This window comes from Salinicola salarius (assembly GCF_002179555.1).
Classification (GTDB): domain Bacteria; phylum Pseudomonadota; class Gammaproteobacteria; order Pseudomonadales; family Halomonadaceae; genus Salinicola; species Salinicola salarius_A.
Window position 1 is genome coordinate 1 of record NZ_NHOU01000051.1, and the last position, 10542, is coordinate 10542.

The 10542-nt window shown below is 62.2% G+C and carries 7 protein-coding genes; 2 read left to right on the forward strand and 5 right to left on the reverse strand.

Translation table 11 applies throughout. From position 1 onward, the window contains the following. Positions 1-116: 116 nt before the first annotated feature. The gene (gene pssA / locus CCD76_RS18125) at positions 117-989 is read right to left on the reverse strand and encodes a CDP-diacylglycerol--serine O-phosphatidyltransferase (RefSeq protein WP_087720937.1); all 873 of its coding nucleotides are present in this window, start codon (positions 987-989) and stop codon (positions 117-119) included. A 175-nt stretch (positions 990-1164) separates the two neighbouring features. Beyond that, on the reverse strand, positions 1165-2181 hold the full coding sequence (ilvC, locus tag CCD76_RS18130; protein WP_071230777.1) for a ketol-acid reductoisomerase: 1017 nt from the start codon (positions 2179-2181) through the stop codon (positions 1165-1167). Positions 2182-2381: 200 nt separating this feature from the next. On the opposite strand from ilvC, the gene ilvY reads away from it, so the two are divergent. After that, positions 2382-3266: an HTH-type transcriptional activator IlvY gene (gene ilvY / locus CCD76_RS18135; protein WP_087720938.1), complete on the forward strand. Its 885-nt coding sequence runs from the start codon at positions 2382-2384 to the stop codon at positions 3264-3266. A gap of 86 nt (positions 3267-3352) precedes the next feature. On the opposite strand, the gene ilvN is transcribed toward ilvY, so the two are convergent. Both ilvN and CCD76_RS18145 read right to left on the reverse strand, forming a co-directional pair. After that, positions 3353-3844 carry an acetolactate synthase small subunit gene (ilvN, locus tag CCD76_RS18140; RefSeq protein ID WP_071230775.1) on the reverse strand — a complete coding sequence of 164 codons (492 nt, stop codon included), beginning with the start codon at positions 3842-3844 and terminating at the stop codon, positions 3353-3355. Beyond that, positions 3844-5568, reverse strand: coding sequence for an acetolactate synthase 3 large subunit (locus CCD76_RS18145; RefSeq protein WP_087720939.1), 1725 nt, complete (start codon positions 5566-5568; stop codon positions 3844-3846). The genes ilvN and CCD76_RS18145 overlap by 1 nt, the downstream gene beginning before the upstream one ends. A 635-nt stretch (positions 5569-6203) precedes the next feature. Here CCD76_RS18145 and CCD76_RS18150 point away from each other — a divergent pair. Then, positions 6204-7547 carry a sugar porter family MFS transporter gene (locus CCD76_RS18150; protein WP_087720940.1) on the forward strand — a complete coding sequence of 448 codons (1344 nt, stop codon included), beginning with the start codon at positions 6204-6206 and terminating at the stop codon, positions 7545-7547. A gap of 127 nt (positions 7548-7674) precedes the next feature. On the opposite strand, the gene clpB is transcribed toward CCD76_RS18150, so the two are convergent. After that, complete coding sequence (clpB, locus tag CCD76_RS18155) at positions 7675-10260, reverse strand: ATP-dependent chaperone ClpB (RefSeq protein WP_087720941.1); 2586 nt, start codon at positions 10258-10260, stop codon at positions 7675-7677. Positions 10261-10542 lie beyond the last annotated feature (282 nt).

The following is a 10542-nucleotide window of genomic DNA, read 5'->3' on the forward strand; positions in this document are numbered from 1 at the left end:
CCGCTTGGCAAGTGTTGTTTGTCACTTTTTGCGCATTCGGTCAAAACCGTGCCCGGCAAAAACGACGACGCCCGCGCGGGGCGGGCGTTTCAGCAGCATGAGGCCACATTCAGCTTTCAGTCATCCTGCGAGTTCTGGCCACCGGCTTCGCTACGGCGCTTCTCTCTGCGCCCCTTGTTCAATCGCCCCAGCGCCAAAATCGGGCCGGAAATCACGTAGCAGCCAAACAGAGCCAGCAGCATGACCGAAGGCTCGATGGAGATCAGCACGAACAACAGCACGATCGCCAACAGGAACACGAACGGTACCGGTCCCTTGAAATCGATCTCCTTGAAGCTGTGATAGCGCACGTTGCTGACCATCAGCACACCGGCAGCGGCAACCACGACGGTCATCAACACCTTGAAGCCCAGCGACTCGGCGTCGAAGGTATGGAAGACCCATACGCAGGCAGCCACGATGGCCGCCGCGGAAGGGCTGGGCAAACCGACGAACCACTTCTTGTCGATACTGCCGATCTGGACGTTGAAACGAGCCAGACGCAGCGCGGCGCCGGCAACGAAGATGAACGCCGCGATCCAGCCGATCTTGCCGACGTCCTGCAATATCCAGGTAAACGCGACCAGCGCCGGGGCCATACCGAACGAGACCATGTCGGCCAGGCTGTCGAACTCGGCACCGAAGGCACTTTGCGTATTGGTCAACCGCGCCACGCGCCCATCCAGCCCATCGAGCACCATGGCAACGAAGATCGCGATGGCGGCCTTGGCGTAGTCGCCGTTAATGGCAGCCACGATGGAATAGAAGCCAGCGAACAGCGCCGAGAGCGTGAACAGGTTGGGCAGCAGATAGATGCCTCGGCGGCGTATCCGCTTGCCGTTCTCCACCGTCTCCTCGATGACTTCATCCTCGTCGTCGAACAATGGAGAGGTGGCACCGATGGTAATGGTCTCGGGCTCTTGCTCGTGGTGGCGGTCATCCTGCGTCATGAAGCGAGTCCTATAGTGGCGAGTGCGCTCGGGCATGTATAGCCAGCCCATTCTACAGCCTAGCGGGAATCTCGACAGATGCTCGCGCAAAGCGCCTGGCAAACGTCATGGGTTCGGCCAAACGAACAGGGGCGCGACAATCGTCGCGCCCCTGTCGAAACCCGCGGGTCGAGTCTTAGTTCTTGCTCTTGTCGACCAGCTGGTTGGCGGTGATCCACGGCATCATCGCGCGCAGCTTGGCCCCGACCTGCTCGACCGGGTGCTCAGCGGTCTGGCGACGACGAGCGTTCAGCGAAGCGTAGTTGCAGGCGCCTTCGGCGATGAACATCTTGGCGTACTCACCGTCCTGGATGCGCTGCAGCGCCTTGCGCATGGCGGCACGCGATTCGTCGTTGATGATTTCGCGGCCGGTGACGTACTCGCCGTACTCGGCATTGTTGGAGATCGAGTAGTTCATGTTGGCGATGCCGCCTTCGTACATCAGGTCGACGATCAGCTTGAGCTCGTGCAGACACTCGAAGTAGGCCATCTCCGGCGCGTAACCGGCCTCGGTCAGCGTTTCGAAGCCGGCCTTGACCAGTTCGACCGCGCCGCCGCAGAGAACAGCCTGCTCGCCGAACAGGTCGGTTTCGGTCTCGTCCTTGAAGGTGGTTTCGATGATCCCGCTACGACCGCCGCCGATGGCCGCCGCGTAGGAGAGCGCGATCTCCTTGGCCTGACCGGACGCATTCTGATGAATGGCGATCAGGTCCGGGATGCCGCCGCCGCGGACGAACTCGGAACGCACGGTGTGACCCGGCGCCTTGGGCGCGATCATGATGACATCGAGATCGGCGCGCGGCTCGACCTGACTGTAGTGGATGTTGAAGCCGTGAGCGAAGGCGATGGTGGCGCCCTCTTTCAGGTTCGGCTCGATATCCTGCTCGTAGATGACCTTCTGGTTCTCGTCCGGCGCGAGGATCATGACGACATCGGCGGTCTTGCACGCTTCGGCGACGCTGGCCACCTTGAGACCGGCGCTTTCGGCCTTGGCAGCCGAAGAAGAGCCCTTGCGCAGACCGACGGTCACGTCGACACCGGACTCTTTCAGGTTGTTGGCGTGAGCGTGGCCCTGTGAGCCATAGCCGACGATCGTGACCTGCTTGGCCTGGATCAGGGAAAGGTCACAATCCTTGTCGTAATAAACGTGCATGTCGTACTCCGGAAATCGATGGGCCGTTGGCCCGGAACTGTCGTCACTCAATGTCTGTCAGCGTTGATGGCCACTGGCGTCGTCTCGCGCGGCGCTGTTCGTTTTAGCCTGGAGCCACGATAAGCCAGACAACTTGTTGCGTAAAACGCTATATTTGCAATGCGACATTTCATTTTCTGAAACGAATCAGCGACAAGACCATGGATTACCGCCCGCTCACCCAGTTTCTGGCCCTGGCCGACCATCTGCACTTCGGCCGGGCCAGCGATGCCTGCCATGTCAGCCCATCGACACTGAGCCGCTCGATCCGCCAGCTCGAGGAGACGCTCGGCGTCACCCTGTTCGAACGCGACAATCGCCATGTCACGCTGACGCGGGAGGGTCAGCTGTTCCACTCCTACGCCAGGGAAACGCTGGAGCAGTGGCAGGCGATGCAGGCCACGCTGATGGCGGAAACCCGCGAGCTGGCCGGCGAGATCAGCATCTACTGCTCGGTCACCGCCAGCTACAGCTTTCTCTACCGCCTGCTGAGCGAGTTCCGCCAGCGCCATCCGCGCATCGAGATCAAGCTGCATACCGGCGATCCCGCGGACGCCATCGCCCGCGTACAGGCCGAGAACGAGGACATCGCCATCACCGCGCGCCCGCGTAGCCTGCCGGATGCCCTGGCATTCAAGCCGCTGGCGACCTCGCCGCTGGTCTTCATCGCGCCCCGCGACGGCGCCGACTGGCTGCCCGCCACACCGGAAACGCCGACACCCTCGCAGTGGAAAGGCGTGCCGATGATCCTGTCCGAGTCCGGCCTGTCGCGGGATCACGCCGATACCTGGTTTCGGGCGATGGGCATCAGCCCGCGAATCTATGCGCAGGTGGCGGGTAACGAAGCGATCGTCAGCATGGTCGGACTGGGATTCGGGGTCGGCATCGTGCCGCGCATCGTGCTCGACAACAGCCCCTTGCTGGACCGGATCACGATCCTGCCGGTCAAGCCGGAACTCCCTCACTACGATGTCGGCCTGTGCGTGCTCAAGCGGCGCCTGAAGAGCGCGCTGATCGAGGCGCTGTGGGCGCAGTTGCCGAACTGATCCGACCCGCCGGAGAGGCTAAAAATACAAGACGCAAAACGCCCGACAGGATTACTCCTGCCGGGCGTCGAACTACCGCTGGTCACTTACAACGTGAGCAGCTTGTCTCCACGGGCAATGCCCGACACGCCGGTCCGTGCCACTTCCAGAATGCCGATCGGCGCCATCGCCTGGATGAAAGCATCCAGCTTGCCGGCGTCGCCGGTGATCTGCACGGTATAGACGCTCGGCGTGACGTCGACGATCTGCGCCCGGAAGATGTCCGCCGTGCGCTTGACCTCGTCGCGGGCCGCCCCCAGCGCCTTGACCTTGACCAGCATCAGCTCGCGCTCGATGTGGTTGCCCTCGGTCAGATCGACCAGCTTGACCACGTCGATCAGCTTGTTGAGGTGCTTGGTGATCTGCTCGATCACCCGGTCGTCGCCCACCGTGGTCACGGTCAGCCGCGACAGCGACGGATCTTCCGTCGGCGCCACGTTGAGGGTTTCGATGTTGAAGTTGCGCTGGGAGAACAGCCCCACCACGCGGGACAGAGCGCCCGGTTCGTTTTCCAGCAGAATCGAGATGATATGGCGCATCAGGTCCGCTCCGTCTTCGAAAGCAGCATGTCACGCATGGAGCCCAACGGCACCTGCATCGGATAGACGTGTTCGAATGGATCGACGTAGATATCGAGGAACACGAGCTCGTTGGTATCGGCGAAGGCACGCTCCAGCGCCGGAGCCAGCTCTTCGTGCGTCGTTACCTTGATCGCGGTGAAGCCATAGGCCTCGATCAGCTTGGCGAAATCCGGCAGCGACTCCATGTAGGAGTGAGCGTGACGGGACTTGTAGTTCAAGTCCTGCCACTGGCGCACCATGCCCAGCGACTGGTTGTTGAGATTGACGATCTTGACGCCGACATCGAACTGCTTACAGGTCGACAGCTCCTGCATCATCATCTGGAAGCTGCCTTCACCAGTGAAGCAGACCACGTCGTCCTGCGGATAGCTGAGCTTGACGCCCATCGCCGCCGGAAAACCGAAGCCCATGGTGCCGAGACCGCCGGAGGTGATGAAACGGTTGGGCTTGGCGAACTTGTAGTACTGCGCCGCGAACATCTGATGCTGGCCCACATCGGTGGTCACGAACGCCTCGCCGCGGGTGGCACGGTAGACCGCCTCGATCACCTCTTGCGGCTTGAGCGCTTCGCCCGGCTTCGAAGGTTCGTAGAGCCTGTTCTTGCGCTCGGCCCGCCAGCCATCGATGCTTTTCCACCATTCGCCCAGCGCCTCGGGATTGGCCGGCTCGCGATCCTGGACCAGGCTGATCATCTCGTTGATGACGCTGCCCGCCGCACCGACGATCGGCACGTCCGCCCGCACGGTCTTGGAGATCGAGCTGGGGTCGATGTCGACATGGACGATCTTGGCCGTGGGGCAGAACTTCGACGTGTTGTTGGTGACGCGGTCGTCGAAGCGCGCGCCGATGGCGATGATCAGATCAGCGTTATGCATCGCCATGTTAGCTTCATAGCTGCCGTGCATCCCGAGCCACCCCAGCGACTGGCGGTCCCCCTGCGGATAGCCGCCGATGCCCATCAGCGTGGTGGTGATCGGGAAACCGAGCCGCTGGACCAGATCGGTCAACGCCTCCGAAGCCCGTCCAGTGACGATGCCGCCGCCGGTATAGAACACCGGCCGGCGCGCCTTGAGCATCATGTCGACGGCCTTCTTGATCTGGCCGCTATGTCCGCGCGTCACCGGGTTGTAGGACCGAATCTTGACCTTCTTCGGGTAGACGTATTCGTAACGCTCGGTGGGCGCGGTCATGTCCTTGGGAATATCCACTACCACCGGGCCGGGGCGGCCGGTCGATGCCAGATAGAACGCCTTTTTCAGGACTTCAGGAATCTCGCTGGGATGGCGGATCGAGAAGCTGTGCTTCACTACCGGCCGGGTGACACCGACGATATCGGTTTCCTGAAAGGCGTCTTCCCCGATCAGGTGACTGGCGACCTGACCGCACAGCACCACCATCGGAATCGAATCCATGTAGGCGGTGGCAATGCCGGTGACGGCATTGGTCGCGCCGGGGCCGGAGGTGACCAGCACCACACCGGGCTTGCCGGAAGCGCGGGCGTAGCCATCGGCAGCGTGGGTCGCGGCCTGCTCGTGCCGAACGAGAATGTGTTGAACGCTATCCTGGCGGAACAGGGCATCGTAGATGTGCAATGCCGCGCCGCCCGGATAGCCATAGATACGCTCGACGCCTTCGTCTTTCAGAAAGCGGGCGATCATATCGGCGCCGGAAAGTAATTCCACTGGTGAGTCTCCCCTGGAAGTTCGAGTGCCGCTTCGCGGTTCTGGGCACAAAACCGATCCGTGAACGATTGGCGCGATCCACGGAAACGAAGCTCAATCACGGCGGTACGCCGCTGTCGACCTGCGGTCGACGCCTGATGCCATATCCTGGCGTCCTGGGCCCGGGGTGGGGACCCGCACTCATAGGAACCGCCTGCGCCTCGGCGCCGACAGCTCCAGACACGGCAGATCGCCGTATCGGGGTTGGCGGGAACAGGCGTTTGGCCCGCGCCCTTTGGTTTCCCGGCAAAAGCCGAGAAACCTGTCCTTCGACAGGCGGGTAGAGGTCGCTCGGAACCTACCCTTCACGCAGCGGCCGGGGATCACCCGTAGTTTGGCTGCGCCCGCAATCAGGAATCGCCTAGATTCCACCAGCGCCCCGAGGCTGTCAACCTCCGGCGCCGACAACCTGGCGCCTGGCGAGGGGAATGCCCGCAATATATGCCCATGACGCCGACTAAAGTCGGTTCGCTTTTCGCAGCACCATCGAGACATCGCTGCTGTACTGAATCGAAGACCGTATCGAATCCCTGCCTTGCCGGCTCGGATATCGGTCGATGACTTGCAGGCAAAACCGACCCATGGGAGTAACGCGCATGTCCCCCATCGTGAAATGGTCCGCGTTCGTGGCCATGGCAGGCTTTCTGTTCGGCTTCGATACCGCCGTGATATCCGGAGCCGACAAACCCATCCAGGAGCTGTGGGGGCTGAGCGATCTCCAGCATGGACTGTTCATCATGTCGATGGCGCTGTGGGGCACCGTTCTCGGGGCGATCTTCGGCAACTGGCCGACCGATCGCCTGGGCCGCCGTACCACGCTCTTCATCATCGGCGTCCTCTACTTCGTTTCCGCCGTGGGTTCGGCGCTCGCCACCGACCCGTTCTGGTTCTCGTTCTTCCGCCTGATCGGTGGCTTCGGGGTGGGCATGTCCTCGGTCGCCGCGCCGGCCTACATCTCCGAGATCGCGCCCGCCGAACGGCGTGGCAATCTGGTCGCGCTCTACCAGTTCAACGTGGTGTTCGGGATCTTCATGGCCTATGTCTCCAACGCCATTCTAGGCAGCCTGCTCGGCGACGATGCCTGGCGCTGGATGGTCGGGATCGAGGCGATCCCTGCGCTGGTCTACACGTTGGCGCTGCTCAAGGTGCCGGAGAGCCCGCGCTGGCTGATCCTCAACCGCAACGACACCCGCGCCGCCGCCAAGGTACTGGACCAGATCGATCCGCATCGCGACAACCAGGCCCAGATCGAGGAGATCCAGGCGGCAGATCGCGAGGACAGCAAGGTGCATTCGCGATTCTTCTCGCGCCGCTATCGCCTGCCCATCGTGCTCGCCTTTCTGATCGCCTTCTTCAACCAGTTCACCGGCATCAACTTCGTGCTCTACTACGCGCCTCGTATCCTCGAGTCCGCCCAGTTGGGTGACAACGCCGCCCTGCTCTCGACGGCGGGGATCGGCCTAATCATGGTGATCTTCACCATGATCGGCATGGCGCTGATCGATCGATTCGGCCGGCGAACGCTGATGTACATCGGCTCGGTGGGCTATATCATTTCGCTATCTATCATCTCCCACGCCTTTTTCACCGATAACCTGGGCGGCGCGCTGATCCCGCTGCAGCTATGCCTGTTCGTCGCCGCCCACGGTATCAGCCAGGGCACGGTGATCTGGGTCTTCATCTCGGAGATATTCCCCAACCGCGAACGGGCCCGCGGGCAGTCGCTCGGCAGTTTCACGCACTGGTTCTTCGCCGCCGTCATTACCCTGGTCACGCCGTGGGTGCTGAGCGTGTTCAACGGCGGGCCGGTGTTCGCCTTCTTCGCCTTCATGATGGTGTTGCAGATTGCCTTTGTCGCCTTCCTGATGCCGGAGACTAAAGGCGTCTCGCTGGAGAAACTGCAGCAGAAGCTATCGCCGAGAGGGGAATCCCAAACGTAAAAAAGCCCGTGACATCGAGCGCCACGGGCGGGAAGACGGTCAGGACGCGACCGTTTATCTTGGAAAGACCGTTTGTCTCGGCAAGACAGAACCGCTCGGCCCGGCACACCGCCGGGCCGAACAACTGTTACTTGTCGAAGACCAGATGATCGCCCTCGGCGCGAACGCGGATGGTGTCGCCCGGCAGGAATCGGCCCGACAGCAGATCCTGCGCCAGCGGGTTCTCGATGCGGCTCTGGATCGCCCGCTTGAGCGGACGCGCGCCGAACACCGGATCGAAGCCGACCACCGCCAACTGAGCCATTGCCTCGTCGGTGACAGCGAGCTTGAGGTCGCGCTCGGCGAGACGACTGCGCAGGCGGTCGAGCTGGATCGAGGCAATTGCCTGAATCTGCTCCTGGCCCAGCGCGTGGAATACCACGACCTCGTCGATACGGTTGATCAACTCGGGCCGGAAGTGGTTGCCCACTACCGTCATCACCGCGTCGCGCATGGCGGAGTAATCGCTATCATCGCCACCCATGCGCTGGATCACGTCGGAGCCCAGGTTGGAGGTCATCACGATCACGGTATTGCGGAAATCTACCGTGCGCCCCTGTCCATCGGTCAGGCGACCATCTTCCAGCACCTGCAGCAGGATGTTGAACACATCCGGATGCGCCTTCTCGACCTCGTCGAGCAGCAGTACCGAATAGGGCTTGCGACGGACGGCCTCGGTCAGATAACCGCCCTCCTCGTAACCGACGTAGCCGGGAGGCGCGCCGATCAGCCGGGCCACGGAGTGCTTCTCCATGAACTCGGACATGTCGATGCGCACCATCGACTCCTCGGTGTCGAACAGGAAGTTGGCCAGCGACTTGCACAGCTCGGTCTTCCCCACCCCGGTCGGGCCCAGGAACAGAAACGAACCGTTGGGCCGATTCGGGTCCGACAGCCCGGCGCGGGAACGGCGTACCGCGTTGGCCACCGCCCTGACCGCTTCGTCCTGGCCGATGACCCGCTCGTGCAGCGCCTCTTCCATGCGCAGCAGCTTGTCGCGCTCGCCTTCGAGCATCTTGGCCACCGGGATCCCGGTCCAGCGCGAGACGACCTCGGCAATCTCCTCCTCGGTCACGTTGGAGCGCAACAGCTGGTGTTGGGCAGTATCGGCGCTGGCGCTATCGCTGCTATCGGTGATCTGCTGCTCGAGCCTGGGAATCACACCGTACTGCAGTTCCGACATCCGTCCCAGATCACCCTGACGCCGGGCCGCTTCGAGGTCGATGCGCGCCTGCTCGAGATCGGCCTTGTACTGCGCCGCCCCCTGGATACTCGCTTTCTCGGCCTTCCACACCTCCTCGAGGTCGGCGTATTCGCGCTCGAGTTCGCCGATCTGGGTCTCGAGATTGTCGAGGCGCTTCTTGGACGCCTCGTCGGTCTCTTTCTTCAGCGCCTCGCGCTCCATCTTGAGCTGAATGAGACGCCGGTCGAGGCGATCCATCTCTTCCGGCTTGGAGTCGAGCTCCATGCGGATCCGCGAAGCGGCTTCGTCGATCAGATCGATCGCCTTGTCGGGTAGCTGACGGTCAGTGATGTAGCGGGTCGACAGCTTGGCCGCGGCGATGATCGCCGAGTCGGTGATATCGACACCGTGGTGAACCTCGTAGCGCTCCTTGAGGCCGCGCAGAATGGCGATGGTGTCCTCCTCGGACGGCTCGTCCACCAGCACCTTCTGGAAGCGGCGTTCCAGCGCCGCATCCTTCTCGATGTACTGGCGATACTCGTCGAGCGTGGTCGCGCCGACGCAGTGCAACTCGCCCCGGGCCAGCGCCGGCTTGAGCATGTTGCCGGCATCCATAGCCCCTTCGGCCTTGCCGGCGCCGACCATGGTATGCAGCTCGTCGATGAACAGAATGACGCGCCCTTCTTCCTTCGACAGCTCGTTGAGCACGGATTTCAACCGCTCCTCGAACTCGCCACGGAACTTGGCGCCCGCCAGCAGCGAGCCCATGTCGAGAGAGAGTACGCGCTTCTCTTTCAGCCCCTCGGGCACCTCGCCGTTGACGATGCGCTGCGCCAACCCTTCGACGATGGCCGTCTTGCCCACACCGGGCTCACCGATCAAGACCGGGTTGTTCTTGGTGCGGCGCTGCAAGACCTGAATCGTGCGGCGAATCTCGTCGTCGCGGCCGATCACCGGGTCGAGCTTGCCTTCGGTGGCCCGGGCAGTCAGGTCGAGGGTGTACTTTTCCAGCGCCTCGCGCTTCTCTTCGGCGTTGGCGTCATCGACATTGGCGCCACCGCGCAGTTCGCCAATCGCGGTCGCGAGACGCTTGCGATCCAGCCCCGCCTGCGTCAGCACCTTGGTGAGCCCGTTCTTCATGTCCAGCGCGGCAAGCAGCACCAGCTCGATGGCGATGTACTGATCGCCACGGGTCTGGGCTTCGCGATCGGCCAGGTTGAACAGCCGTGCCAGGTCCTGGCTCATGCTGACGTTGCCATCGAACTGGCCCACCTCGGGGAGATTGCCGAGATAGCTGGCCAGCCCTTCGCGCAGCCGGCTAACGTCGCCACCCGCTTTTTGCACCAATCCCTTGATGCCGCTGTCGCGCATGTCGAGCAAGGCCATCAACAGATGGCCGGGATCGAGTTGATTGTGTCCGCGTCCTACCGCCAGAGATTGCGCCTCGGCCAGCGCATTTTGTAGCTTGGTTGTCATGCGATCCATACGCATATCGTCACCTCCAGAAGCCGGCACAAGGGGTCTTGGCGGCTCGTCGTTTTCGTTGGTTGACTATAAGATGGCGGTATGTTTGGACTTTTCAAGCGAGTCGAATGAAGAATTCGCTGCGGCAGGCTGTCGCAGAAGAATTGAATTCATGAAGTCAGCAAAAGACGTGAAAAATCGCTAGCGTTAGCAGGCTTGCGCCACCAGGCAGCGCCGGAAGTCGCGCAGGAGATTCAGCGGTAGAAAGCTAAAGGCGAAAGTAACTATTCAGGTCACGCTGCCTGATCC

Bases quoted from the DNA above. Each gene is read 5' to 3' on its own strand.
- pssA (WP_087720937.1), bottom strand. From the start codon at position 989: ATGACGCAGGATGACCGCCACCACGAGCAAGAGCCCGAGACCATTACC.
- ilvC (WP_071230777.1), bottom strand. From the start codon at position 2,181: ATGCACGTTTATTACGACAAGGATTGTGACCTTTCCCTGATCCAGGCC.
- ilvY (WP_087720938.1), top strand. From the start codon at position 2,382: ATGGATTACCGCCCGCTCACCCAGTTTCTGGCCCTGGCCGACCATCTG.
- ilvN (WP_071230775.1), bottom strand. From the start codon at position 3,844: ATGCGCCATATCATCTCGATTCTGCTGGAAAACGAACCGGGCGCTCTG.
- CCD76_RS18150 (WP_087720940.1), top strand. From the start codon at position 6,204: ATGTCCCCCATCGTGAAATGGTCCGCGTTCGTGGCCATGGCAGGCTTT.
- clpB (WP_087720941.1), bottom strand. From the start codon at position 10,260: ATGCGTATGGATCGCATGACAACCAAGCTACAAAATGCGCTGGCCGAG.